The 22,535-nt window shown below is 69.0% G+C and carries 20 protein-coding genes; 8 read left to right on the forward strand and 12 right to left on the reverse strand.

All coding sequences use genetic code 11. The features are described from left to right. Positions 1-19: 19 nt before the first annotated feature. Genes KIT53_RS17500 through KIT53_RS17515 form a run of 4 tightly spaced genes read left to right on the forward strand, consistent with a single transcriptional unit; the run spans position 20 to position 4,154 of the window. Positions 20-1,378 (forward strand): ATP-binding protein, encoded by a 1,359-nt coding sequence (locus KIT53_RS17500; RefSeq protein ID WP_297755298.1) that lies wholly within the window; start codon positions 20-22, stop codon positions 1,376-1,378. Between the two features lie 12 nt (positions 1,379-1,390). Further along, the gene (locus KIT53_RS17505) at positions 1,391-2,032 is read left to right on the forward strand and encodes a 3'-5' exonuclease (protein ID WP_297755301.1); all 642 of its coding nucleotides are present in this window, start codon (positions 1,391-1,393) and stop codon (positions 2,030-2,032) included. Continuing rightward, entirely contained in the window at positions 2,029-3,135 is a 1,107-nt protein-coding gene (locus KIT53_RS17510; protein WP_297755304.1) for a 3-deoxy-7-phosphoheptulonate synthase, read from the forward strand. Before KIT53_RS17505 ends, KIT53_RS17510 begins: the two co-directional genes overlap by 4 nt. Next, positions 3,132-4,154 (forward strand): patatin-like phospholipase family protein, encoded by a 1,023-nt coding sequence (locus tag KIT53_RS17515; protein WP_297755307.1) that lies wholly within the window; start codon positions 3,132-3,134, stop codon positions 4,152-4,154. The genes KIT53_RS17510 and KIT53_RS17515 overlap by 4 nt, the downstream gene beginning before the upstream one ends. Before the next feature lie 18 nt (positions 4,155-4,172). On the opposite strand, the gene infA is transcribed toward KIT53_RS17515, so the two are convergent. The 8 genes from infA to KIT53_RS17555 form a co-directional block, all read right to left on the reverse strand. Next, positions 4,173-4,427, reverse strand: coding sequence for a translation initiation factor IF-1 (gene infA / locus KIT53_RS17520; protein WP_297755310.1), 255 nt, complete (start codon positions 4,425-4,427; stop codon positions 4,173-4,175). 271 nt (positions 4,428-4,698) lie between these two features. Then, positions 4,699-6,402 carry an AarF/UbiB family protein gene (locus tag KIT53_RS17525; RefSeq protein ID WP_297755313.1) on the reverse strand — a complete coding sequence of 568 codons (1,704 nt, stop codon included), beginning with the start codon at positions 6,400-6,402 and terminating at the stop codon, positions 4,699-4,701. Positions 6,403-6,434: 32 nt separating this feature from the next. Further along, positions 6,435-6,695 (reverse strand): cell division topological specificity factor MinE, encoded by a 261-nt coding sequence (gene minE / locus KIT53_RS17530; RefSeq protein ID WP_297755316.1) that lies wholly within the window; start codon positions 6,693-6,695, stop codon positions 6,435-6,437. 3 nt (positions 6,696-6,698) lie between these two features. After that, positions 6,699-7,514: a septum site-determining protein MinD gene (gene minD, locus KIT53_RS17535; RefSeq protein WP_297755319.1), complete on the reverse strand. Its 816-nt coding sequence runs from the start codon at positions 7,512-7,514 to the stop codon at positions 6,699-6,701. A gap of 28 nt (positions 7,515-7,542) precedes the next feature. Next, a complete protein-coding gene (minC, locus tag KIT53_RS17540; protein WP_297755323.1) occupies positions 7,543-8,286 on the reverse strand; it encodes a septum site-determining protein MinC in 744 nt (247 codons plus the stop codon). 396 nt (positions 8,287-8,682) lie between these two features. Then, positions 8,683-9,252, reverse strand: a complete 570-nt coding sequence (locus KIT53_RS17545) for a Spy/CpxP family protein refolding chaperone (protein ID WP_297755326.1) — start codon at positions 9,250-9,252, stop codon at positions 8,683-8,685. A gap of 73 nt (positions 9,253-9,325) precedes the next feature. Continuing rightward, the gene (gene cueR, locus KIT53_RS17550) at positions 9,326-9,856 is read right to left on the reverse strand and encodes a Cu(I)-responsive transcriptional regulator (protein ID WP_297755329.1); all 531 of its coding nucleotides are present in this window, start codon (positions 9,854-9,856) and stop codon (positions 9,326-9,328) included. A gap of 5 nt (positions 9,857-9,861) precedes the next feature. Continuing rightward, entirely contained in the window at positions 9,862-10,059 is a 198-nt protein-coding gene (locus KIT53_RS17555; RefSeq protein WP_297755333.1) for a heavy-metal-associated domain-containing protein, read from the reverse strand. A 182-nt stretch (positions 10,060-10,241) separates the two neighbouring features. Here KIT53_RS17555 and KIT53_RS17560 point away from each other — a divergent pair, with 182 nt between their 5' ends. Then, positions 10,242-12,563, forward strand: a complete 2,322-nt coding sequence (locus KIT53_RS17560; protein ID WP_297755410.1) for a heavy metal translocating P-type ATPase — start codon at positions 10,242-10,244, stop codon at positions 12,561-12,563. A 75-nt stretch (positions 12,564-12,638) separates the two neighbouring features. Further along, positions 12,639-13,229 carry a hemerythrin domain-containing protein gene (locus KIT53_RS17565; RefSeq protein ID WP_297755336.1) on the forward strand — a complete coding sequence of 197 codons (591 nt, stop codon included), beginning with the start codon at positions 12,639-12,641 and terminating at the stop codon, positions 13,227-13,229. A 6-nt stretch (positions 13,230-13,235) separates the two neighbouring features. Here the strand turns inward: KIT53_RS17565 and KIT53_RS17570 are convergent, their stop codons facing one another. Next, complete coding sequence (locus KIT53_RS17570) at positions 13,236-14,600, reverse strand: transaminase (RefSeq protein ID WP_297755339.1); 1,365 nt, start codon at positions 14,598-14,600, stop codon at positions 13,236-13,238. Between the two features lie 32 nt (positions 14,601-14,632). Here KIT53_RS17570 and KIT53_RS17575 point away from each other — a divergent pair, with 32 nt between their 5' ends. Continuing rightward, entirely contained in the window at positions 14,633-15,856 is a 1,224-nt protein-coding gene (locus tag KIT53_RS17575; protein ID WP_297755342.1) for a YbfB/YjiJ family MFS transporter, read from the forward strand. 172 nt (positions 15,857-16,028) lie between these two features. Here the strand turns inward: KIT53_RS17575 and gstA are convergent, their stop codons facing one another. After that, complete coding sequence (gene gstA / locus KIT53_RS17580; protein ID WP_297755345.1) at positions 16,029-16,637, reverse strand: glutathione transferase GstA; 609 nt, start codon at positions 16,635-16,637, stop codon at positions 16,029-16,031. 135 nt (positions 16,638-16,772) lie between these two features. Here gstA and KIT53_RS17585 point away from each other — a divergent pair, with 135 nt between their 5' ends. Further along, positions 16,773-18,107 carry a hypothetical protein gene (locus KIT53_RS17585; RefSeq protein WP_297755348.1) on the forward strand — a complete coding sequence of 445 codons (1,335 nt, stop codon included), beginning with the start codon at positions 16,773-16,775 and terminating at the stop codon, positions 18,105-18,107. Between the two features lie 13 nt (positions 18,108-18,120). Here the strand turns inward: KIT53_RS17585 and KIT53_RS17590 are convergent, their stop codons facing one another. Both KIT53_RS17590 and KIT53_RS17595 read right to left on the reverse strand, forming a co-directional pair. Beyond that, on the reverse strand, positions 18,121-20,586 hold the full coding sequence (locus KIT53_RS17590) for a hypothetical protein (protein ID WP_297755351.1): 2,466 nt from the start codon (positions 20,584-20,586) through the stop codon (positions 18,121-18,123). 75 nt (positions 20,587-20,661) lie between these two features. Further along, positions 20,662-22,467 carry a hybrid sensor histidine kinase/response regulator gene (locus tag KIT53_RS17595; RefSeq protein ID WP_297755354.1) on the reverse strand — a complete coding sequence of 602 codons (1,806 nt, stop codon included), beginning with the start codon at positions 22,465-22,467 and terminating at the stop codon, positions 20,662-20,664. Between the last annotated feature and the right edge of the window lie 68 nt (positions 22,468-22,535).

Here is a 22,535-nt window from a genome sequence, read left to right on the forward strand (position 1 = left end):
GCACCCTGGACGGATCCCCATGATCAAGACCTCGATCGAGCGCGTCGCGCGCACCCGGTACATGATGCCCGTCGTGCTGGCCCTGGCGGTCATCGCGGTGGTCGTCAACGAAAGCACCTACCAGCATTCGCACGCCATGCTGGAGCGCGGCATCACCTTCACCGAGGCACGCCGGCAGGCCGCGCTCACGCTGCAGAGCCTGACCGATGCGGAGACCTCGGCGCGGGCCTACCTCATCAATGGCCAGAACCGCGACCGCGAGGAGTTCCGCGAGGCGATCGACCAGCTCGCCGTGGTGCAGCGCGGCGCCTTCCAGCTCATCGCGGACGCGGACCCTCGCCGCACGGTGTCGGTGGAGGGTGTGCGCCGCCGCATCGACGAACGTGTCGCGGTGCTGGAGGACTGGATGACCGCCGTCGACCGCGGCCAGCGCGCGCAGGCCTTCCGCATCGCCAGCAGCGACCGCAGCCGCCAGATCTACAACGAGCTTCGCCAGGAGTTCGACCACGTGTTCGCGCGCGCCGCCGAGATCCAGCAGATGACGCGCATGTCGCTGTTCGACGCCATGATGCTCAACCGCGTGGCGCTGCACGCCCTGGTGCTGGTGACCGTGCTGGCCTTGCTGATGTTCATGCGGCAGCTGCGCGAAAGCGATGAGCGCAAGGCGCGCGAGAGCCAGTACCTGGCGCTGGAGATCGCCGCGCGCACCGCCGAACTGCGCGCATTGGCCGGCCACCTGGTGAACACCCGCGAAGACGAACGGGGCCGGGTGGCACGCGAGCTGCACGACGAACTGGGTGGCCTGTTCACCGCCATGAAGCTGGAGCTCGCCCGCCTGCGCCGCGTGCCCGAATTGCCAGCGGCCGCGCAGGAGCGCATGGGCGGCATCGAGAAACGGCTCAACGAAGGCATCGCCGTCAAACGCCGCATCATCGAGAACCTGCGGCCTTCGTCGCTGGAGCAACTGGGCCTGATCAACGCGCTGGAGGTGTTGTGCCAGGACACCGCCGCCAGCCTGGGCATTCCGGTGTCCCACGAGCTGGAGCCGGTGGAACTGGACCGGGAGGCCGAGCTCACGGTCTACCGGCTGGTGCAGGAGTCGCTCACCAACATCAGCAAGTACGCCGGCGCGCGCCACGTCTGGGTGTCGCTGGCGCGGCACGACAAGGTGGCGCGCATCACCGTGCGCGACGACGGCCGCGGCTTCGACGTGACCAAGGTACCTGCGGGCCATCACGGCTTGCTGGGCATGCGCGTGCGCGTGGAGTCGCATGCGGGCCAGCTCGGGGTCGTCAGCAGTCCCGGGCAAGGCACGCGCGTGAGCGCCGAGCTGCCCTTGAAGGAAGCCGCACCGGAGCCTGTCACCGCGTCCGTTTAAGCTCGGGGCTCCATGAGCCGCATCGCCATCATCGACTTCGAGACCACCGGCATGACGCCCAACGCCGGCGACCGCGCCACGGAGGTGGCCATCGTCATTGCCGAGCAAGGCGTTGCCGTGGACCGCTTCCAGAGCCTCATGAACGCAGGCGTTCGCGTCTCGTCCTTCATCACCCAGCTCACCGGCATCACCAACGCCATGCTGGCCCAGGCCCCTCCCGCCGACGCCGTGATGCGCGAGGCGGCGCGCTTCGTCGGCCAGCACACGCCCATGGTGGCGCACAACGCCGCTTTCGACCGCCGCTTCTGGGTCGCTGAACTGGAACGCGCCGGTGTCGCCGCGCCGCAGCCGTTTGCCTGCACCGTGCTGCTCTCGCGCCGGCTCTACCCGGAAGCGCCCAGCCACCGGCTGGGCGCGCTGGTGGACCGTTTCCAGCTGCCGCGCACCGGGCGTGCCCACCGGGCGCTGGCCGATGCCGAAATGGCCAGCGAGCTGCTGGGCCGCATCCAGCACGACCTGCGCACACGCCACGGCGTGGGCAACCCCGACCATGCTTTCCTGATGGCCCTGCAGCGCTGTTCGCGCGCGGCCTTGCCCGCGTTCATGCGGGCGCAACAGTCCCGCTGCTCGGCGACGTCCTCGCCTCTCCCATGAAGACCCACACCCCCCAGATCCCGCTGTCCACCCACGACACCACCCGCATCGACGACCTGCGCATCCGCGCCGTGCGGCCCCTGATCACGCCCGCCCTGCTGCAGGAGTGGCAACCGGCGAGCGAGAGCGCGCAGGCGCTGGTGGAGTCCAGCCGCGCCGCGGTCTCGCGGGTGCTGCACGGCCAGGACGACCGCTTGGTGGTGGTGGTCGGGCCCTGCTCCATCCACGACCACGACCAGGCCATGGACTACGCGCGCCTGCTCAAGGCCCAGGCCGACGCGTTGCAGGAGGACCTGCTGGTGGTGATGCGCGTGTACTTCGAGAAGCCGCGCACCACCGTGGGCTGGAAGGGCTACATCAACGACCCGCACCTGGACGGCAGTTTCGCCATCAACGAAGGCCTGGAACTGGCCCGCGCGCTGCTGCTGGACGTGCTGGCGCTGGGACTGCCCGTTGGCACGGAGTTCCTGGACCTGCTCAGCCCGCAGTTCATCAGCGACCTCGTGAGCTGGGGCGCCATCGGCGCACGCACCACGGAGAGCCAGAGCCACCGCCAGCTCGCCAGCGGCCTGTCCTGTCCCGTGGGCTTCAAGAACGGCACCGACGGTGGCGTGAAGGTGGCCTCCGATGCCATCCTCGCCGCACGCGCCGAGCACGCCTTCATGGGCATGACCAAGATGGGTCAGGCCGCGGTCTTCGAGACACGCGGCAACGACGACTGCCACGTGATCCTGCGTGGCGGCGCACGCCCCAATTACGGCGCGGCCGACGTGGCCGCCGCCTGCGCGCTGCTGCGCCAGGCGGGCTTGCGCGAGCAGGTGATGATCGACGTGTCGCACGCCAACAGCAGCAAGCAGCACCAGCGCCAGATCGAGGTCGCCGCGGACGTGGCGTCCCAGGTCGCGGCGGGCGATGCCCGGATCATGGGCGTGATGATCGAGAGCCATCTGCAGGAAGGGCGGCAGGACATCGTTCCCGGCCAGCCGCTGCGCCCGGGTGTGAGCGTCACCGATGCCTGCATCGCTTTCGAGCAGACAGTGCCGGTGCTGCAAGGCCTGGCGGAGGCGGTGCGATCGCGCCGCCGCGCCAGAGAACTTGCATGAGGTGGCGCAACAGCCCGCCGGCGGTCAACCTGGCTCTGCAGGGCGGCGGTGCGCACGGCGCGTTCACCTGGGGTGTGCTCGACGCCTTGCTGGAGCAAAGGCAACTGCAATGGGACGGCGTGAGTGGCACCAGCGCGGGTGCGATGAACGCCGTGGTGCTGGCGCAAGGGCTGATGGCGGGCGGCCCGGATGGCGCGCGCGCCGCGCTGGGCCAGTTCTGGCGCGCGGTCGCTTCCAGCCTGCCCTTTGAGGTGGCGGTGCCGACGGCCGACGGCGGCGTGCGCCTGGCTCCCGGGATGCGCCTCATGCTGCAGTGGACGCACTACTTCTCGCCCGAGCAGCTCAACCCCTTCGATCTGCATCCGCTGCGCGACATCCTCAACGCCCAGGTCGACTTCGGGCGGCTGCGCACGCACAGCCCGGTGCGCCTGTTCGTGGCCGCCACCAACGCCAACACCGGCAAGCTGCGCCTGTTCCGCACGCACGAACTCACGCCCGATGCGGTGTTGGCTTCGGCCTGCCTGCCCACCATGCACCGCAGCGTGGTGATCGACGGCGAGCCGTACTGGGACGGGGGCTATGCGGCCAATCCGGCGGTGTTCCCGCTGTTCCATGAGTGCGAGGCGCGCGACATCCTGCTGGTGATGCTCGCACCGCTGCGGCACCGCGCCGCGCCGCAATCGGCCGAAGACATCCGGGGCCGCATGATGGAACTGGCCTTCAACGCCACTTTCCTGCGCGAGATGCGCATGTTCGCGCACCTGCGCGAGCGTGCCCTGTCCAGTCCGTGGTGGCGCCGGGGTGCGCTGGACCGGCGTCTGGCCGGCACGCACTTTCACCTGATCGAGGCCAGCGAGGTGCTGCGCGAACTCAGCACCGAGAGCAAGGCCGCGGCCAACCTGCGCTTCTTCGAGATGCTGTTCGCGCTCGGGCGCGAGCGGGCGGCCGCATGGCTGGCGGCGCACCGGGCCGATGTAGGCCGCCGCGGCAGCGCCGACCTGGGTGCGCTGTTCTACTGAAAGAGAAAAGGAAAAGGCTCAGCGCGGCTTGCGCGGTGCCATCGGGGCGCGGCCCTCGATGTGGCGGAAATTGATGCGGCCCTTGGTCAGGTCGTAGGGCGAGAGTTCCAGCGAGACGCGGTCGCCCGCGAGGATGCGGATGTGGTTCTTCTTCATCTTGCCCGCGGAGTAGGCAATGAGCTGGTGCCCGTTGTCCAGCGTGACGCGAAAACGGGTGTCCGGCAACACCTCGTTGACGACGCCCATCATGTCGATCAGTGTTTCCTTGGCCATGTGCAGTGATGTCCTTGCTTCGAGAGAGGATGGCCCTTGCCCTGCTGCGCGCACGCGCCACGTGGGGCAGCGTCGGCGGCTGCGACCGGTGGAGAGATGTCGTCCACGGCAACGTGGAAGGCAGGCAGGGCAGGGGCCCGGGAGAGGCTGGCTTGGCCGCCCGGTCCGAAGGGGAGGGTGGCCGGCACGGTGGCGATGAAGCCGCCATGCGGGGGAGACTCGCTTTGCGAGAGGCCGGTATCCTACCACGCCGGGTATATCCCTGCGGGGATCAGGCCTGGTCTTCGCCGTCGCCTCGACGGCTGCTGCGCCAGATGGCGCGCACCAGCCAGAGCCCGCCCAGCACCGCGCCCACGAAACCCAGGAAACCGAACAGCGGCAGGCCCAGCAGCGTCGGGCCACCCTGCACCGTCATCACGATGGAAGACCCGATGATGAGGGCCGCGATCACCAGCGCCATGGCCAGGCGGTTGGCCGCGCGGTCGATCTGGTTGCCCACGCGCCGCAGGTGCGCCAGTTCAATACCGACCTGCAGCTTGCCGCGCCGGGCGTTGCGCAGCAGGTGCGAGACATCGTGGGGCAGTTGCTCGGCCACGGCCAGCGCGCGGCGCAAGGTCTGCCATGCGCGCCGACCCAGGGCCCGGGGTTGGTAGCGTTCGCGCACCACCTGCCGCAACAGGGGCAGGGCTTCGGTGGTCATGTGGAAGCCGGGGTCCAGGCCACGGCCCAGGCCTTCGAGCGTGATGAAGGCCTTGATGAGCAAAGCCAGATCTCCCGGCAGCGCCAACTGGTGCTCACGCAGGATGGCGGTCACGTCGGCCAGCATCTGGCCCAGGTCCAGTTGGGCCAGGGGCGCTCCCTGGTACTGCTCTACGAAGGCCTCGATCTCGGTTTCCAGTGACGCGAGGTTCACGCCATGGCCATCGCCGGTCCAGTCCAGCAGCACGTCGGCCACGGCCTGGGGCTGGTTTTCCACCAACCCCAGCAGCAGCGTGAGCAGTTCTTCCCGGCGGCGCTGCGAGAGGCGCCCCACCATGCCGAAGTCGATGAAGGCGATGCGGTCGCCGGACAGGTAGAACACGTTGCCCGGATGGGGGTCGGCATGGAAAAGACCGTCCTGCACGATCATCTTCAGCACCGCCTGGGCCCCCCGGCGGGCGAGCAGTTGGCGGTTCAGGCCCGCGGCGTCGAGGCGATCCAGCGCGTCCCCTGGCACGCCTCCCACGAAGTCCTGCACGTTGACGCGCGCGCTGGTGTGTTTCCAATGCACCCTGGGCACCACGATCCAGGGCAGGGTCGCCATGTTGGCGGCGATGCGCTCGGCGTTGCGGCACTCACTGGCCAGGTCGAGCTCACGTTGCAGGGAGCGCGCCAGCTCGCGCACCAGTTGCCTGGGCTGGTAGGGCCGCAGCGCAGGCAACTGGTCTTCGGCCAGCGCCGCCAGGCGCGCCAGCAGACGCAGATCGGCCTCTATGGTCTCGGTGATGCCGGGCCGCCGGATTTTCACCACCACCTCGGTGCCATCGTGCAGGAGGGCCCGGTGCACCTGGGCAATGGAAGCGGCAGCGAGAGGTTCGGCTTCGAAGTGGGCGAACACCGCCTCGGGTTCGTCGCCGAGGTCCTCGCGCAACTGGGGCCGCAGCGCATCCAGCGGTACCGCGGGTACATGGCTGTGCAGCTTCTCGAACTCGGCTATCCAGTCCAGACCAAAGAGATCCGCGCGACCGGCCAGCACCTGCCCGAGCTTGACGAAGGCGGGACCGAGTTCCTCCATGGCCATGCGCACCTGCACCGGCGGCGGCAGGTGCGCCAGGTCGGCCACATGGGTCCAGTTCAACGCGTGGCCGGCACGCTCCAGCGCGTCGCCAAGCCCGAGGCGGCGCACGGTGTCGCCAAAGCCATGGCGGATCAGCACACCCAGAATGGCATGGAGGCGACCCATGTCACGGGCGGCACCCAGGGTCTCTATCAGCATGGGACGATGATAGTCCCCGCCGCGCCGAGGTCTTACTTGCGCTCGGGCAGCTCGATCTTGACCTCCAGCACATCCAGGTTGTCCTGGCGTTCTAGCTGCACCTTGATGTCGTCCGGGTTGATCTTGATGTACTTGCCGATCACCGCGACGAGCTCGCGCTGCAGGGCGGGCAGGTAGTCGGGTTCAGAGGCGCTGCGGCCACTGCGCTCATGGGCAAGAATGATCTGCAGCCGCTCTTTGGCGACGCTGGCCGTCTTCTTCTTCTCGCCGAGCAGGAAGGACAACAGGGACATGCCTTACTTCCCTCCGAACAGGCGTTTGAAGAATCCCGCTTTCTCCGCGTTGATGAAGCGCAGCGGCTTGTCCGCTCCCAGGAAACGGTCGATGACGTCGCTGTAGGCCTCGGCCACGTCGGTGCCCTTGAGGTGGATCGCCGGCGTGCCCTGGTTGGATGCGCTGAGCACGCTCTCGCTCTCGGGGATCACGCCAATCAGCTTGATGCGCAGGATGTCCTGGATGTCTTCCAGCGAGAGCATCTGCCCATCGGCCACACGCGAAGGGTTGTAGCGGGTGATCAACAGGTGTTCCTTGATCGGCTCCTTGCCCTCGATGGCGCGCTGCGTCTTGCTCCCGAGCATGCCCAGGATGCGGTCAGAGTCGCGCACGCTGGAGACTTCGGGATTGGTGACCACCAGCGCTTCGTCCGCGTAGTGCATGGCCATGAGCGCACCGGTCTCGATGCCGGCAGGCGAATCACAAATGATGTACTCGAAACCCATGCCGGTCAGGTCCGTCAGCACCTTGTGCACACCCTCCTGGCTCAGCGCTTCCTTGTCGCGCGTCTGGCTGGCGGCCAGCACGAACAGGTTCTCGCACTGCTTGTCCTTGATCAGGGCCTGGTTGAGGTTGGCTTCGCCCTGGATGACGTTGATCAGGTCGTAGACCACGCGGCGTTCGCAGCCCATGATGAGATCCAGGTTGCGCAGGCCGACGTCGAAATCGATCACGGCGGTTTTGTGGCCGCGCAAGGCCAGGCCAGTGGCAAAGCTGGCGCTGGTGGTGGTCTTGCCCACGCCTCCCTTGCCGGAGGTGACGACAACAATTCTGGTCATGGTGAGGTTCTTTCTGTGCGGAAGAGGATCAGGCGCCAAGGGCGTCGATCACGAGCTTGTCGCCGTCGGGTCCCGGGGCCAGGCGCACCTGGGCGGGCTTGCCCAGGATCGCATCGGGCCAGGGCACTTCGCTGGTGCGGTAGATGCCGGCGATGGAAATGAGTTCGGGCGCCATGCCCAGGCTGAAGATGCGTGCGTCGCCGTTGCCACGCGCGCCCGCGATGGCTTTGCCCCGCAGTGGCGCATAGACGTGCACATGGCCATCGGCGATCACTTCCGCTCCCGGATTGACCATGGCCATGACCACCAGGTCACGGCCACGCGCATAGACCTGCTGGCCGGAACGCAAGGGCTTGTCCACCACCAGGGCACCAGGTGGCGGAGGCGGTGAAGACACGGGTTCGGCAGCCGTGACCGGCGTGCCACGCTGCACCGAAGCGTCCGGTGCTGGCACAAGACCGGCGGACACGGCGCGCGCGGTCTGCTCGATCGTGCCGCCGCGCACCGCCAGCGGCCGCAGGTGGTAGCGGCGCAGCAGCTCCAGCAAGGCATCGAAGTCGGGCAGGGCACGGGACTCGGCCACGTTGAGCGGATGCAGGTCAATGACCAGTGGGTCCTGGTCAAAGAAGTCGGGCATGTCGCCATAGCGCTGAGCCAGCTCTTCACCCAGGCGCTGCAGGTCGGAGGACTTCAGCATGAGCGCCACCAGAGACAACTGTGCGCTCTTGATTTCAAAGGTCGCGGGTGCTTTTCCTGCGAGGGCAACAGACATGGGCAAATGGGGTCCAGATACGGGCCAGCCACAGCCGCGCCTGGACGGCGCAGCCAGCGGGAAAGCGGCGCATCTTAACAGCCAGACCGTGGTCCACTGGCAAGCGACTGTGCGCAGGTGTCAGCGCCTGTTTCACGGTATGTCTCACAAAGCTGTGTGTAACTTTTGAACAAATACCCGGTTGTCCACAGACGACGGCTTCGCGTTCAGGTTATCCCTGTTGGGCCACTGTCGGTACCCGGGTCCTTCACACAGGGTTGGCCCTTCTGCAAGTCCTTGAAACGACAAAGAAAAGGGCGCTTGTCCACAGCGGACAGCGCCCTCTACTACTACGACTATCTTTAAATAAAGAAACTAAGAGAAGACAAGACAGACAGCCGCAGGCCCTCAGGTGGTTCAGCTGCGGACTTCACCGCCCATGGGATGGGGATGGCCGCCAGGGTGGCCCTTGTGGCGCATGCCGGCGCGCTGGAAGCCCTGAGCAAAACGGTCATCGAACACTTTCTTCTGATCCGCGTTGAGCGAACCGTAGAAGCTGCGGATCGCGTCGTTGCGCTGGGCCATGTGGGCGTCGCGTTCGGCTTTGAGTGCCTGCATCTTGTCCAGACGTTCCGGCGTGGTCAGCTTGGACCAGTCTTCGCGGTTCATGCGAGGCGCAGGACCTTGCTGGGGAGGCTGTGTGCGCGCCACGAAGGCGTTCCAGGCGGGCTCCTGCTCGGGCGTGAGCTTGAGATCGGCCTTGAGGGCGGCCCGACGCTCTGCCATCTTTCTCTGCATGTTCGCCATGCGTTCGGCGTGGCGCTTCTGGTGTTTGTCCAGTTTGTCTGCGTCGGGGCGGGGGGCTGGTGCGGTTTGCGCGGTAGGAGCCGGCGTGGCCGCGGTCTGGGCGATGGCGGTGGCAGAGAGACCGACGAAGGCAGAGGCCAAGGCGGCGGTGATCAGGGCACGTTTCGGAAGCGAGGTCATGGTGGACTCCTTGGAGAGGGTTGGGAAGGTCTGCCAGGTCGCCTGCGGAATGCATGGGTGAGATGGCATGGCTTCAGTGTCGAAGCGGCGTGTTTCCATCCTGTGCCGCCGGTGTGGCGGGTGTGTAAAGTTTTGTGGCCTTGTGTGGCACGGTGGCGCAGGCCTCTGTCGTGGGGTGGCCGAGGTCGTCGAGGATGGGACAGTCGGGACGGCCGTCGCCAGGGCAGAGGTTCAGCAGGTGGTCGAGCGTGCGCTGCATGGCCTGCAGGGCTTCGATGCGGGCACTGAGCTCTTCCATGTGTTTCTGCGCAATGCGCTTGACGCTGGCGCTGCTGCGCCGGCGGTTGTGCCAGAGGCTGACCAGTTCGGTGATGGCATCCAGGCCAAAGCCCATGTCGCGTGCGCGGCGGATGAAGCGCAGGGTGTGCACGTCGGCCAGGCTGTACTGGCGGTAGTTGCTGTCCGTGCGTGGCACCGCGGCAAGCAGGCCCAGGGCTTCGTAGTGGCGAAGCATCTTGGGCGAAATGCCACTGAGCCGCGCGGCCGTGCCGATGTTCACTGGCCACGGGACCCGCAGGTCCTGTTCACTGGGTTCGTCGGCCATGGTGCTCAGGCGGCGACCTGGTAACCCTCTTCGCGGATCGCCTGCGCCACCGCTTCACGCGGCTGCGTGGTGTCGACCTCGACGCGGTGGCTGGCGCGATCGATGCGGATCTGGGCCTGTGGGTCGAGCTCGCGGATGGCGGTGGTCACGGCTTTTTCGCAGTGGCCGCAGGTCATGCCTTGCACGTCAAATACCTGGTTCATGGAAATGTCCTTGAAAAGGAAGTGGATGATGGGGACATTGTCATCCTTGACATGGTGTCAAGGTCAAGCCTTTTGCAGGCGGACCTGTCCCGTTCACAGTTGGCAACAAGACCACTTGACCTTCCCACGGTGGTAAAGCTTATGCTGGATTCATGAACACGATACCTGCGGCCACGGCCACCATGCCGGGCGAGTTTTCCGCATCACCTTCGATCCACCAGATCGATCTGGGCATTGGTGGCATGACTTGCGCTTCCTGCGTGACGCGGGTGGAGAAAGCACTGAAGAAGCAGGCGGGTGTGACGGAGGCGACGGTCAACCTGGCCACCGAGTCGGCCCGCGTGGTGTTGAACACGGGCGATGAAGCCCAGGCGCTGGCGCGCATCAAGCGCGCTGTGCGCGACGCGGGCTACGAACCGCGCACGCTGGAAGAGATGGACGAGGAGACGGAAGTGCAGTGGATGGGCATGCCCCGCAGCTTTCTGCCTGTGTTCATCGGTCTGGTGTTGTCGGCACCTCTGGTGGTGCCCATGGTCGGCGATCTTTTTGGGCGGCACTGGATGCTGCCGGCCTGGGCGCAGTTCCTGTTGGCCACGCCGGTGCAGTTCGTGCTGGGTGCGCGTTTCTACCGTGCGGGGTGGCATGCGCTCAAGGCGCTGACCGGCAACATGGAGCTGCTGGTGTCGATAGGGACCACGGCTGGCTGGGCTTTGTCGACCTGGCTGTGGTGGCGTGCGGAGCCGGGTGAGATGGTGCATCTGTACTACGAGGCGTCTGCGGTGGTGATCACGCTGGTGTTGCTGGGAAAGTGGTTGGAGGCGCGTGCCAAGCGGCAGACCACGGCGGCCATTCGGGCCTTGCATGCCTTGCGGCCTGAACGCGCGCACCTGTTGCCCGATGGTGTGCGCCGCACGGAGGTGGCCGACGTCGCGGTGGATGAGCTGTTGCCGGGCGACCTGATCCGGGTCCTGCCGGGTGAGCGCTTCGCGGCCGATGGTGTGGTGGTGCAGGGCCGCACGCAGGCCGACGAGTCCATGCTCACCGGGGAAGCCATGCCGGTGTCCAAGGACGTGGGTGATGCCGTCACCGGTGGTTCGCTCAATGGCGAGGGTGCGGTGGAGGTGCGTGTGCGCTCGGTAGGGGCAGAGAGCGTGCTGGCGCGCATCATCGGTCTGGTGCAGGACGCGCAGGCCACCAAGGCGCCGGTGCAGCGCATGGTGGACCAGGTGGCGGCGGTGTTTGTGCCGGTGGTGCTGGTGATCGCACTGATCACGCTGGTGGCCTGGTGGGCACGCGGGGCGTTGCTGGAAGAGGCTTTGCTGCATGCGGTGGCCGTGCTGGTGATCGCCTGTCCCTGTGCGCTGGGCCTGGCCACACCCGCGGCCATCATGGCGGGCACGGGCGTGGCGGCACGGCACGGCATTCTGATCAAGGATGCGCAGGCTCTGGAGGTGGCGCACCAGGTGGACACGGTGGCCTTTGACAAGACCGGTACCCTCACCGAGGGGCGCCCGCGCCTGCTGGTGGTCGAGGCCATGCCGGGCGTGGACGAGATGGCGGTGCTGCAGACGGCTGCCGCGCTGCAGGCGCAGAGTGCGCATCCGCTGGCGCGCGCCGTGGTGCAGGCCGCCGCATCGGCCGCCATCACACCCGGTCCTGCGCAGGACGTGCAGGCCGTGCCTGGCCGTGGCAGCCAGGGCGTGGTGGGTGGCGCGCTGCTGGCGCTGGGCAGTCTGCGCTGGATGGAAGAGCTGGGTGCACGGATGGGACCACTGGAAGACCGGGTGCGCAGCCTGCAGGCAGAGGGCGCCACGGTATCGGTGCTGGCCAGCCAGACACCGGGAGACGCCGCCGCGGCTGCCACCTGGACACCGCTGGCGTTGCTGGCTTTTGGTGATGAACCGAAGGCGGGTGCGGCGCAAGCCATCGCGGATCTGCGCGCGCAGGGGCTTCGTGTGTTCATGGTGTCGGGTGACAACCGTGGAGCGGCCACCGCCATGGCTGCGCGCCTGGGCCTGCGCGCCGACCAGGGCGAGGTGGTGGCCGAGGTGCTGCCGGGCGACAAGGCGGCGGTGGTGCGCAAGCTGAAACAGCCCTCCAGGGTGGGAGCCAGCCATGCAGGGTTGGGACGCGAGGGTCTTCACACCGTCGCCATGGTGGGTGATGGTGTCAACGATGCACCGGCGCTTGCGGCGGCCGACGTGGGCATGGCGATGAGCCACAGCCAGGGTGGCGGTTCGGACGTGGCCATGCACGCGGCCGGCATCACGCTCATGCGGGGAGACCCGATGCTGGTGGCTGCCGCATTGGACATATCGCGGCGCACGGTGCGCAAGATCCGGCAGAACCTGTTCTGGGCGTTTGCCTACAACGTGGCGGGCATTCCACTGGCCGCGCTGGGCTTTCTGAGCCCTGTGGTGGCGGGTGCGGCCATGGCGCTGAGTTCCGTGAGCGTGGTGAGCAATGCGCTGCTGCTGCGCCGCTGGAAGCCGCCACAGCGTTGAAGCTTGACCCAGGTCAAGCCCGGCAGGGCCAGCTTGCGCGATGCTGCAGGGCCAGAGGAAATGGTCCTGCCCGCCATGAAACACGAAGCCCTGCGCGTCATCCGCGACGAACACGCCAGCCTGTCGGCCATGCTGCTGTCCATGCGGCAGATGATCGAACGGGGGCCCGATCCCGATGGAAAGGGTCTGCACGACCAGTACTTCGATGTGCTGCGGGCGATGCTGTTCTACATCGACGAGTTTCCCGAGAAGCGGCACCACCCCAAGGAATCGGACCTGCTGTTTCCCCGCGTGGCCCGGGCTGCGCCCCAGGTCATGCCAACCATCGAACAGCTCGAACGCGACCACATGACGGGCGAGAACAGGGTGCGCGAACTCATGCACCTGCTCATGGCCTGGGAGTACCTGGGCGAAACGCGCCGCACGGCTTTTGAACTGGCGGCGCGCGACTACATCGGCTTCTACCTGGAACACATGCGGCTGGAGGAAACCGTGGTGCTGCCCGAGGCCGAGCGCTCGCTGGACGAAAGCGACTGGCAGGCGCTGGACGTGGCCTTCTCGACCAACCAGGATCCGCTGAACCCGCACCTGCCGCGCGATCCCGCGTTCGACCGCCTGTTCACGCGCATCGTGATGCGCACGCCCGCACCCGTGGGGCTGGGCTGATCCAAGTCATTCGGCCGCGCTGCGCGCCAGCGCATCCACCCATTCGCCAAACACCGCCAGAAGGCGCTGCGCGTCCGCCTCGCTGGTGGCGGGGGAGACCAGCAGCATGCTGTGAAAAGGCGTGAGCAGCACGCCGCGGTTGAGCATGTAGAGGTGCGTGAGGGCTTCGAGTTCGCCCTGCGCGTGGTCGCGCACGTCCTGGGCATCGAGCGGCGTGTGGTCCATGAACTGCAGTTCCATGCGCGCGCCCAGGCGGGTCACGGTCCAGGGCTGGCCCGCGCGGGCGATACGCTCGCGCAGGCCTTGTTCCAACAGCTCGGCGAGCTTCAGCATGTGCCCGTAGTTCGCCTCGGTGTGCAGGTGTTGCAGCGCGGCTTCGAGCGCGGCCATGGTCAGGGCGTTGCCCGACAACGTGGTGCCGATGCCGCTGTGTCCGTCGGGGGCGTGTTCCTTGGCCGCGGCCATGCGGTCGGCGAGTTCCTCGGTGAAGCCATAGACCGCGCACGGCAGGCCGCCGGCCACGGCCTTGCCGACCACCAGCACATCGGGCGCCAGGCCGTGCGCCCGCGCATACCCGCCGAGGGCGGTGGAGACCGTGTGGGTTTCGTCGCAGACGAACAGCGCACCGTGCTCGCGGCACAGCGCCCGCGCGGCGGCCCAGAAGCCAGGTTGGGGTGGCACCAGGCCGAAGTTGGTGAGCGCGGGTTCGGCCAGCAGGCAGGCCACGTCGCCCTGGGCCAGTGCGGCACGCAGGGCCGCCAGATCGTTGAACGGCACCACGCGGGTGAAATCGGCATGGTTGTGGACCTGTCCCAGCACCGAGGGGCGTGGCAGCGTCTTCCCGCTGGTGGGGTCTCTGTCCACCAGCGTGTCGTCCACCGCACCGTGGTAGCAGCCATCGAACACCAGCAGCACCGGCCGGCGGGTGACGGCGCGCGCCCAGCGCAGCACGAAGCGGTTGGCGTCGCTGGCCGAGAGCGCCATCTGCCACCGCGGCAGGCCAAAGACGCGCTGCAGCGCCTCACCCACCGGCAAGGCGCGTGGAGACGGCAGCATGCAGGTGAGGCCTTGCGCGGCCTGGGTGGCGATGGCCTGGGCCAGGGCGGGCGGGCTGTGGCCGAACATGGCGCCGGTGTCGCCGAGGCAGAAGTCGGTGTAGGCCAGGCCATCGGCGCAGGTGATGCGCGCGCCCTGCGCGTGGGTCACGAACAGCGTGGCCGGGCTGGGCCAGTCGCGCATCCAGTGCAGGGGCACGCCAAAGAGGTAGTGCGCGCGGGCCGCCCGGGCAAGGGCCATGGAGGTGGGGTGGGTGGCGATGAAGCGTTCGCGTTCGCTGGCTTGCAGGGCGGTGAGGCGGGCGGACTTGTTCATGCGCGCCAGCTTCGCACAAAATGTGCCGGTCCATGACCCGCCCCACCCCACCCGCCGCGCCGGGCCATGCCCCCGATGCCACGCCGTATGTGCGCCTGGCTCTGGCCCTCTCCCTGGGGGCCGCGGTCTCGCTGGGCATCACCCGCTTCGCCTACGGCCTGCTGCTGCCACCCATGCGCGGGGACCTGGGCTGGAGCTACACCCTGGCGGGCGCGATGAACACCTTCAACGCGGCGGGCTACCTGGTGGGCGCCCTGGCCACGCCCTGGCTGTTGCGGCGGGCCTCGCCGATGGGGCTGCTGCTGGTGGGTTCGCTGCTGGCTTCCGTGTTCATGGCTCTCAGCGGCTTCTTCACCAGCGCCGTGCCTTTGCTGGCCCAGCGCCTGCTGGCCGGTGTGGCCAGTGCGCTGGTGTTCATCTCGGGCGGCTTGCTCGCCGCGCGCCTGGGCGCGTTGCAGCCGCGGCGCAGCGGTTTCCTGCTGGGCCTGTACTACGGTGGCACGGGGCTGGGCATCGTGGTGTCGGCCCTGGGCGTGCCACCCGTGCTGGCGGCCGCCGCGCAGCAGGCCCACGGCTGGGCCTGGGCCTGGTGGGTGCTGGCCATGGTCTGCCTGCTGGCGACGCTGCTCATGGCCTGGCCCGCGCGCGTGCTGGCCACCCTGGCACCGCCCCCACCCGGGCCGCTGGGCTCGGGCGCGCGCGTGTTCCGCGCACGGGACTTCGCCTTCGCGCTCGCCGGGTACGGGGCCTTCGGCGTGGGTTACATCGGCTACATGACCTTCGTGATTGCCTTGCTGCGTGAGCAGGGTGTGTCCGGCGGCGGCATCACGCTGTTCTACGCCTTGCTGGGGGTGGCGGTGGTGGCCTCCTCGCGCATCTGGGCCGGCCTGCTCGACCGGTACCGCAACGGCGTGCCGCTGGCCGTGCTCAACGCGCTGCTGGGAGTGGCCGCCATCGTGCCGGCGCTCACCGCGGCCTGGCCGCTGCTCATCGTCTCGGGTGCGCTGTTCGGCGGCGTGTTCCTCTCGGTCGTCGCATCCACCACCGCGCTGGTGCGCCACAACCTGCCGCCCGCGCAATGGGCCGCCGGCATCAGCGCCTTCACCATCGTGTTCGCCGCCGGCCAGATCGTGGGCCCAACCGTGGTCGGTTTCATCTCCGACGGCCCAGGCGGCCTGGCACGCGGCCTGGTGTTCTCGGCCATCGCCCTCTGGCTCGGCGCCGCCCTGGCATCCCGCCAGAAAGCCCTGACCTGAACGCAAGGGCCCGGCTTCACCAGTCCAGGGCGCCCCAGCGAGCGAAGCGAGGCGCCCAAGCCCAGAGATGCCGAGGGTCCGGCTCCGCCGGCCCAAGGCATCGTCCCCCCTCCAAGCGCCGACAGGCGCGCCAGAGAGGGGGGAAGCCGCGCAGCGGCGCAGGGGGGAGCCCCTACTTCACCAAGCCTTCGGCCCTCATGGCCGCCTGCACGGCGGGCCGGGCAGCCACGCGTTCGCGGTAGGCCGTCAGGTTGGCCAGGCCGGTGATGTCTACTCCGACGCGCGGGGCCCAGTTGGTCACGGTGAAGAGGTAGCCGTCGGCGACGGTGAAGGTGTCTCCCATCAGGTACTGCTTGCCGGCGAGCTGGCTGTCGACCCAGGCCAGGCGCTGCGACAGGCGGGTCTTGGTCGTGGCCTTGAACTCTTCGGGGGTGGCCGGGTTGAACAGGGGAGAGAAGCCTTTGTGCACCTCGGTACCGATGAAGGTGAGCCATTCCTGCAGGCGGTAGCGGTCCATGGTGCCGCCGGCGGGCGCCAGCTTTTTCTGCGGCACCTGGTCGGCGATGTACTGCACGATGGCGGGGCCTTCGCGCAGGCGCTGGCCATCGTCCAGTTCGAGCAGGGGCACGTAGCCCAGCGGGTTGATGGTGTAGTAGTCCGTGCCGTCGGGCAGCTGGTGGGTCTTGGTCGGGGCGGGGACGGCCTCGAAGGTGAGGCCGGATTCGTGCAGGGCGATGTGCGGCGAGAGCGAACAGGCGCCGGGGGAGTAGTAGAGCTTCATGGGATGTGTCCTCGGGTCAATCGGTGATGCCCCGGCAGGGGCATCGGGAGCGATCCTACCGGCCGCCGGGAAATCGTGCTGGGCGGTCGGCGCAAGGCGGTTCTGGCGCCGGGTGCTGGGCACAATGGCGCCATCATGCCCGCCGTCGCCCGTGTGCTGCGTTTCCTGGCCATCGCGTTTGGCGCGGGCGTGCTGCTGGCCGTGGCGGGGGTGGCGACCTTGTACCAGTGGACCGGCAGCGACGGTTTTCGCCAGCGCGTGGAACACGAGGCCGGCGCGGCGCTGGGCGTGCCGGTGCGCCTGGCGCGGGTGTCCGTGGCGGTGTGGCCGTTGCCGGCGGTGGTGCTCGAAGGCCTCGATGTCCAGGCCGATCCGCCGCTGACGCTGGCGCGCGTGGTGGCCCGGCCCTCCTGGTCGGCGCTGCTGGTCGGCCGCCTGCAGGTGGATGTGCTGGTGCTGCGCCAGGCGGTGCTGCCGCAGGCCACAGTGGTGCTGCTGGCGGCGCGGCTCAAAGGGCAGGAGGCGGGGTCGCCCCCGGCGGCATCGGTGCCTGGGCCAGTGCCAGTGCCGGATCGCGGCCTGGACCTGGGGTGGCTGCCGCGCCGCGTGGTGCTGGACGATGTGACCTGGGTCGATGCGCGCGGGCGTGGCACCACGGTGCAGGCCGCGGTGGACCTGCTCGCGGATGGCTGGCCGGGAGCCGCCGATGTGAAGGTCTTGGCGGGCGTGATGCAGGGCGCGAGCGCCACCCTGCGCCGGGCACCCGACCTGGGGCCGCTGGCGTGGACGCTGGCGCTCTCCGTGGGGAGTGGGACGGTGCAGGGCCCGCTCCGGCTCACGCCGCCGGGACCGGGCTCTCACGTGCTGGTGCTGGAGGGCGAACTGCGCACGCGTGGCCTGGAGGTCGCGGTGCTGACCGCGCCCAGCCGGCCCCTGAGCGGGTGGCTGGATGCGGACACCACGCTCTCGGCGCGCATCGACACGGGCTCGGTCAGCGCGGACGCGGTCACGCAGGCATTGCGCACCCAGACGCGCTTCACGGTGCACGAGGCGGTGGTGCATGGGCTGGATCTGGCCCGGGCCGTGGCCAGCGTGGGCCTGTCGCGTGGTGGTTTGACCGCGCTGGACACGCTGTCCGGGCAGGTGAACACGCGCGGACAGACCATCGCCCTCACCCACCTGGTGGCCCGCTCGGGCGTGCTGGCGGCCAGCGGCGAGGTGACGGTTTCCCCGGCGCGGGCACTCTCGGGCCGTATTCGCGTGGACATGACGCGGGGCGCGGGCGGCCAGGTGGTGGGCGTGCCGCTGGTGGTGGGTGGCACGCTGGACGAGCCCTCGGTCACGCTCACGCGCGCGGCCCTGCTGGGGGCGGCGATCGGCACGGCGATCATGCCGGGCGTGGGCACCGGCGCGGGCGCCAACCTGGGCGACCGCATCGGCGAAGGCCTGAAGGACCTGTTCGGCAAGTAAGCGCGGGCGCTGTTCAGGGGAAGACGTTGGCCCAGATGTCGCCATGGGGCGGGCCACCGTCGTCCTGGTCCCAGACCGCGACGGCGCTGCCGTTGGCGCCGACGCCCAGCGCGGCGCTGTTGGTGCCGCCTCCGTTGGTGTTCTCGATCTGCTGGGGCGGGCCCCAGAGCATGTCGTCCTGACGGTAGTGCGAGGCGTACAGGTCGTTGTGCTGTGCGCCTGGTGCGGTGTAGCTCCAGATGGCGATGGCGTTGCCGTCCGGACCGACGCCCACGGCCAGAGGGCCATTGCCCGAACTGCGGTCGACCAGCGGGCCGTCCAGCCGTGCCGGAGCGGTGGCCCAGCCGCCATCGGGCTCGTACGGCCGGGCCCAGGTCTCGAAGGCATCGGCGTGCGATTCGCGCCAGACCACGCGGGCGCGGCCGTCGCCGGTCATCGCGATGCGTGGGTCGAAGGCACGCTGGGCGTTGATGTCGGACAGGGTGACCGGGTTGGTCCACAGGCCGCCCGAGTAACGCGAGGCCAGCACGTCGGTGCTGCTGGCACCTGCGCCCGTGCCTTGTTCCCAGACCACGATGGCGCCGCCGCTCGCGTTGCCGGCGATGCGCGGCGTGCCTATGGCCGAGGTGGTGTTCTCGTACAGCTGGTCGGCGGTGGACCAGCCCATGCCGTTGAAGCGGTTGTGGAACAGGTGCACACGGCCGCCCTGCTCCTGCGTCCAGACCGCCAGTGCGGTGCCATCCGGGAACACGGCGACCTGGGGCGCGTGGGCGGCGCCGACGGCGCCGTCGATGGAGGTCTCTCCCTGCCAGACGCCGGAGACCAGGCGGTTGGTCCTGATCCGCTGCTGCCCGCCGTCGTTCTGCACCCATACCGCCACCGCGTTGCCGCTGGCGTCCATGCCCAGGTGCGGCTCGCGGGCGGTGCCGCTGCCGGCATCCACCGCTTCGTCGGCGCCCCAGGTGCCGGCAACGTAACGGGCGGCGCGCACGCGCATGGTGGTGCCGTCGTGCTGGGTCCAGATGGCGGTCGCGTTGCCGGCTGCGTCCATGGCGATGGCCGGGTATTCGGCGTTGCCGCTGCCGCCCTCGATGCGTTGCGGCGTACCCCATTTGCCGCCGGCCACATAGCGGTTGGCCCAGATGTCGTGGCGGGTGCCGTCGTGCTGCATCCAGACGGCGAGCGCGTTGCCCTGGCCGTCCACCGCCACCGCCGGGTGGGAGGCCACCCCGGCGCCAGACTCGATGCGCGCCTCGCCCAGCCAGCCACTGGCCGGGGCACTGGTGCAGGTCACTGCCACGTTGCTCACGTTGGCGCTGGCGGTGCCGCTGCCGTTCTGCACCGTGCAGGTCTGGCCGGCGGGTTGCGTGGCCACGGAGACGCCGTAGGGCGCGCCGGTGCCCACGGGGGTGGCGAAGCTGAAGGCGCCGTCGGCGCTGATGCTCAGGTCATCGCCGCCGTTGTTGCGCAGCACCAGCGTGCCCGTGAGGCCGGAGACGGTGCCGCCGATGGTCTGCGTGCTGGTGGGCATGGGAACGGCGATGTGGATGACCATGTCGTCGCCATAGGTGTAGGTCCGCTGGTCCGCCAGGGTGCAGCTCACGCGGAAGGCATAGACGTGGCGGCCGTTGTCGGCATGGGTAAGCGTGACGGGCGCGAGGGTCACGCTGCCCGAGACCTTCATGCCGGGCGGCGTGCCGGTGGGTGGGGACAGGGGGGCACCCTGGTCGTAAAGGGTTTCCAGCAGGTTCGGGCTGCGGTCGAGCTGGCGGCGGTAGACCTTGATGCGGGTGCTGATGCAGTCGGCCCGTTGGGTGTAGGTGGTGGTGAAGGTGACGCTGGCGGCGACCTCCAGCCGGTAGCTGCCGGCGCTGCCCTGCCAGTTCGGGTAGTTCACCAACTGCAGGGCTTGCGCGGGCAGGGTGGTGGCCGCGGTGCCGCCGCGCGGCAACACGCAGCCCGAAAGGCTCAGGTTGGGGTCGTTGGGGTTGTAGGCGCAGGTCGAGCCGGGGTAGCCCCAGGAGAGGCGGTTGCGCACGAGTTCCGTCATGCCGCCCGAGACCCGGGCCGTGTGTTCGGACCAGTCCTCGCCCGGGCTGGCGACCAGCCAGCTGCTGCCGTCGCCGCCCGCGGGGATGGGCATGCGCAGCAGCACCGGCACGTCGAAGATCTGGCCGTGCGGGGTGAACTCGTAGGCGTTGCCCAGCCCTCGCACCAAGCCTGTGAGCGGAGGTGCGCCGGCATCGCTGCGCGCGATGCCGATGGTGGTGTCGCTGCGCAGTGCTCCGGCCGGGACCACGATCTGCACACCGTCGGGTCCGGTGACGGTGCCCCCGGCCGGACCGATGACCGCGCTCACGCTGGCCGGCGGCGCGGCCGGGGCATCGCCACCGCCGCCTCCACAGGCGGCCAGCAGCGACAGCAGCGCGCCAGCGAGCAGCAGACGGCTTTTTCCGAGGGGTGTGACAGCAATGGACATGGGGCCTCCGGGTAACCTGGTTTTGGCGTGGCCGCCACGATAGGCAGGGCGGGCGCGGCACACCAGTGCCAAAGGTCATGACGTGGCGGACGGTGGCGCGGAGGGGTTGGGCGGCGCAGGCGGTGCCAGACCGGCCAGGGCCTGCAGCAGGCGTTCGGGATCGACCGGCTTGAACAGGACCGGCACGCCCGAGTCGCGCACGCGCTGCAGGCGCTCGGGCGCGGTCTCGCCGGTGATGAGCAGCAGCGGCATGCCGGGGTCGAAGCGCTCGCGCAGCCGCAGCGCCGCGTCCAGGCCGTCGGCGCCATCGGCCAGGCGGAAGTCGCACAGCATGGCGTCGAACGGGTCACCGTTGTGGCGCGCCACGCTCAGGGCCATGGCCGCGGTGCCTTCGTCTCGCGCCGCGCGCGAGCCCACGCCCCAGGCGCCGAGGAACGCGGCCAGGGCGTCGGTGATGTCGGACTCGTCGTCCACCAGCAGCACACGGCGGGGCAGCGCCCGTGCCTCTTCGCGGCTGGGCGCGCGCACCAGACTGGCCGGCCGGGGCGTGGCGTGTGGCAGGCAGATGCGAAAGCGGCTGCCGCGCCCAGGGTGCGAGTGCAGCGTGACCGGATGGCCCAGCAGTTGCGCAAGGCGGCGCACGATGGACAGGCCCATGCCCAGGCCGCGCGTGCGGTCGCGCCCCGGGTTGTCGACCTGGTAGAACTCGTCGAAGACCCGTCCGGCATGTTCGGGCGCGATGCCGATGCCGGTGTCCACCACGTCGATCCACACCTGTGCGCCGCGCGACCTCGCCACCACCAGCACACCACCGCCAGCGGCGGGCGTGTACTTGATGGCGTTCTCGATCAGGTTGCCCAGCAGGCGCTGCAGCAGGTGCGCGTCGGTGCGCACCCACAGCGGCGTGGCGCGCAGGCGCAACTGCAGCTCGTGCTCTTCCGCGCGCGAGGCGAAGGATAGGTGCAGGGCCTGCAGCACCGCGTTCAGCGGCACGTCCTGCAGGTCGGGCTCGATCACGCCCGCGTCCAGGCGCGAGACATCGAGCATGGTGTCCAGAGACGTACCCAGCGCCTGCACCGCGCCCATGAGGCGTTGCGCGTGGACGTGCGCGGGCTGGCCCTGCAGCTCCTTGTCCAGCACCGCGCCGAACAGCGCGATCGCGTGCAGCGGCTGGCGCAGGTCGTGGCTGGCGGCGGCGAAAAATCGCGTCTTCTCCTCGCTGGCGCGCTGCGTGACGGCGACCTGTTGTGCCAGTTCCTCGGCCAGCGCCTCTTTCTCGAAGCGCATGCGCAGCGACGCGGTCAGCAGCACATGCTGGCTGCGCGCGAAATGCAGCATCGCGCCCAGGTAGATGGCCGCGCAGGCCGCCAGGAACAGGTGCGTGGCGTCCGCGCGCCAGAGCAGGGCCGAGATCAGTCCGCCCATCATCGGCAGCACGAACGCCAGCACCGACGCCCAGCGCGGCGCAACCGAAGGAATGCCGCCGCTGACCAGCCCCAGCATGATCAGCATCAGCAGCGTCGTCATGGGCACGTCGTCCGCCGGCATGAACAACCACGGCGCCAGCCCCCACGTGATGCTGTAGTACAGCAGCTCACGCCACTGCCGCCGCGCCCAGAACGCACTGCGCGAAGCCGCCTGCGGATCGCGGAAATACGCCTGGATCAACGGGTAGCGCAGCACCTGCACGGTATGCAGGCCCAGCCAGACAAACACCATGGGATCCTGCAGCCGCCACCAGAACAAGGCACACAGACCCCAGGCCAGCACCGCATCCGCAATGGTCGAACTCAGCGAAGTCGCATACAGCGCCACCACCTGCTCGCGCAGCACACGATCACCCGTGGTGTCGTGAGACAACGGCGTCGTCGCGTCAGGCATGAGGCAAGCGCAGCAACACCACCCGAGGAGCGGCGAGAGCCAAGCGAGCGAAGCGAGGCGCACCCCAC

Origin of the sequence: Hydrogenophaga sp. (assembly GCF_026125785.1) — a bacterium.
In the GTDB taxonomy this organism is placed as follows: domain Bacteria; phylum Pseudomonadota; class Gammaproteobacteria; order Burkholderiales; family Burkholderiaceae_C; genus Hydrogenophaga.

Coding starts and splice junctions, on each gene's coding strand:
- KIT53_RS17595 (WP_297755354.1), bottom strand. CDS start 22,467: ATGCCTGACGCGACGACGCCGTTGTCTCACGACACCACGGGTGATCGT.
- KIT53_RS17590 (WP_297755351.1), bottom strand. CDS start 20,586: ATGTCCATTGCTGTCACACCCCTCGGAAAAAGCCGTCTGCTGCTCGCT.
- KIT53_RS17505 (WP_297755301.1), top strand. CDS start 1,391: ATGAGCCGCATCGCCATCATCGACTTCGAGACCACCGGCATGACGCCC.
- KIT53_RS17570 (WP_297755339.1), bottom strand. CDS start 14,600: ATGAACAAGTCCGCCCGCCTCACCGCCCTGCAAGCCAGCGAACGCGAA.
- KIT53_RS17510 (WP_297755304.1), top strand. CDS start 2,029: ATGAAGACCCACACCCCCCAGATCCCGCTGTCCACCCACGACACCACC.
- KIT53_RS17500 (WP_297755298.1), top strand. CDS start 20: ATGATCAAGACCTCGATCGAGCGCGTCGCGCGCACCCGGTACATGATG.
- cueR (WP_297755329.1), bottom strand. CDS start 9,856: ATGGCCGACGAACCCAGTGAACAGGACCTGCGGGTCCCGTGGCCAGTG.
- KIT53_RS17525 (WP_297755313.1), bottom strand. CDS start 6,402: ATGCTGATAGAGACCCTGGGTGCCGCCCGTGACATGGGTCGCCTCCAT.
- KIT53_RS17545 (WP_297755326.1), bottom strand. CDS start 9,252: ATGACCTCGCTTCCGAAACGTGCCCTGATCACCGCCGCCTTGGCCTCT.
- KIT53_RS17565 (WP_297755336.1), top strand. CDS start 12,639: ATGAAACACGAAGCCCTGCGCGTCATCCGCGACGAACACGCCAGCCTG.
- minE (WP_297755316.1), bottom strand. CDS start 6,695: ATGTCCCTGTTGTCCTTCCTGCTCGGCGAGAAGAAGAAGACGGCCAGC.
- minC (WP_297755323.1), bottom strand. CDS start 8,286: ATGTCTGTTGCCCTCGCAGGAAAAGCACCCGCGACCTTTGAAATCAAG.
- minD (WP_297755319.1), bottom strand. CDS start 7,514: ATGACCAGAATTGTTGTCGTCACCTCCGGCAAGGGAGGCGTGGGCAAG.
- KIT53_RS17560 (WP_297755410.1), top strand. CDS start 10,242: ATGCCGGGCGAGTTTTCCGCATCACCTTCGATCCACCAGATCGATCTG.
- infA (WP_297755310.1), bottom strand. CDS start 4,427: ATGGCCAAGGAAACACTGATCGACATGATGGGCGTCGTCAACGAGGTG.
- gstA (WP_297755345.1), bottom strand. CDS start 16,637: ATGAAGCTCTACTACTCCCCCGGCGCCTGTTCGCTCTCGCCGCACATC.
- KIT53_RS17585 (WP_297755348.1), top strand. CDS start 16,773: ATGCCCGCCGTCGCCCGTGTGCTGCGTTTCCTGGCCATCGCGTTTGGC.
- KIT53_RS17555 (WP_297755333.1), bottom strand. CDS start 10,059: ATGAACCAGGTATTTGACGTGCAAGGCATGACCTGCGGCCACTGCGAA.
- KIT53_RS17575 (WP_297755342.1), top strand. CDS start 14,633: ATGACCCGCCCCACCCCACCCGCCGCGCCGGGCCATGCCCCCGATGCC.
- KIT53_RS17515 (WP_297755307.1), top strand. CDS start 3,132: ATGAGGTGGCGCAACAGCCCGCCGGCGGTCAACCTGGCTCTGCAGGGC.